This is a genomic window from Microcystis sp. M53598_WE2, from assembly GCF_030067735.1.
Taxonomy (GTDB): Bacteria; Cyanobacteriota; Cyanobacteriia; order Cyanobacteriales; family Microcystaceae; genus Microcystis; species Microcystis aeruginosa.
The window spans coordinates 1-1,772 of the sequence record NZ_JASJFE010000576.1; the positions used below are offsets into that span (position 1 = coordinate 1).

The 1,772-nt window shown below is 43.7% G+C and carries 1 protein-coding gene and 1 pseudogene; both read left to right on the plus strand.

The features are described from left to right. Positions 1-990 (plus strand): ferredoxin-like domain-containing protein (locus PX636_RS11690; RefSeq protein WP_502882878.1); only part of this gene is annotated, 990 nt, incomplete at its 5' end. Positions 991-1,095: 105 nt separating this feature from the next. Beyond that, positions 1,096-1,772, plus strand: a pseudogene (locus tag PX636_RS11695) (tetratricopeptide repeat protein); the annotation flags it as partial.

A 1,772-nucleotide genomic window follows, 5' to 3' on the forward strand; every position in this document is an offset into this window, starting at 1 on the left:
CGTCATGCGAGAATGAAATATATCCTCGAAGAATGGGGAGTAGAAAAATTCCGCAGCACTGTTGAGGGTTATTTCGGCCAAAAAATTGCCCCCTACCAACCCCTCCCCGATTGGAAATATCAAGACTTTTTGGGATGGAATGAACAGGGAGACGGAAAATTATTTTTTGGTCTTTCTGTGGAGAATGGCCGGGTCAAAAATGAAGGCAGTTTTCAGCTAAAAACCGCCTTAAAAGTGATTATCGAGCGTTTTCAGTTGCCCATGCGCTTGACGGCTAACCATAATATCATTCTCTACGAAATCGAACCCCAGGATCAGCAAGCGATCGAGGCGATCCTGAAAGAACACGGAATTATCACCAATCCCGCCGAAATTGACCCTTTAACCCGTTATGCCATGGCCTGTCCCGCTTGGCCCACCTGTGGATTAGCGATTACTGAGTCAGAAAGAATTTTGCCCCAGGTGATTGAACGCATTCGCGCCCTGCTTAATCGCTTAGGATTAAGCAAAGAGCAATTTGTCATCCGCATGACAGGATGTCCCAATGGCTGCGCGCGTCCCTATATGGCAGAATTAGGATTTGTGGGTAGCGCTCCCAATTCCTACCAACTCTGGTTGGGGGGAACAGCCGATCAAACTCGACTAGCGCGCCCCTATTTGGATAAAATGGCGATCGATGATCTAGAAAAGGTCTTAGAACCGATTTTCGTTTACTTCCAACAGGATCAACAAAATAACGAAACCTTCGGAGAATTCTGTCACCGAGTCAATTTCCCTGCTTTACAAGCATTTTCAGCCACCTACACACCTAAAATGACCGAAACTACTACTACTGAATCAAAACCCAAACGCGTGCGTAAAAATCAAAACCGTGTCAGCGTCCCCGATGATATGTTTGTCCGTCTCAAGGAAGCTTCGGAAACGGAAAAACGGCCGATGAATCAAATCATCAATGAGGCGCTAGAGGCCTATTTCAGCCAAAAATCCTAATCAGTTATCAAGGTGGGACTTAACCCACCTTTTTTTAATTAGTATATTCATAGGGTCGGTCTGTCGAAAAAATCATAGTCCATCACATCATCTTGGTTACGCGATATGGTGCAACAATTGGGGCAGTTTCTCAACCTTCAAGCGGGAAGTATAGAGGAATATCAGGAGTTTTTATCAGAAGTCTTACAAGCAGAATGGGAGAGTAATAGCGATCCTGCGGTGGTTTATCCTATCCTACAACGCGGTCAACATCTGTTAGATGATACCTTTGCCCAACTGTTGCAACAATGGGCTAGAAATGTGTTTTCTCAAGGGAAACCAGAAGAAGTGGCGGCTATTGTCGGGGTGATTCAGAATTTATGTGTTGATATTCAAAATTTTCCCTTGGGAAGTTGGGCTAATAATCTAGAAATCGCTATTACAGGCTATCAGACCCTCTTAGAAGTATATACCCGTCAAGCTTTTCCTGAAAAATGGGCAAGGATACAAAATAATCTGGGTAATGCTTATAGTGATCGTATCAGAGGGGAAAGGGCAGATAATCCAGAGTTAGCTATTGTTGCTTATAACCTGTCTTTAGAAGTCTATACCCGTGATGCTTTTCCTGAAGATTGGGCAGTAATACAAAATAATCTAGGGACTGCTTATAGTGATCGTATCAGAGGGGAAAGGGCAGATAATCCAGAGTTAGCTATTGTTGCTTATAACCTGTCTTTAGAAGTGTTGACCCGTGATGCTTTTCCTTATGAATGGGCAAGGATACAAAATAATCTGGGGAATGC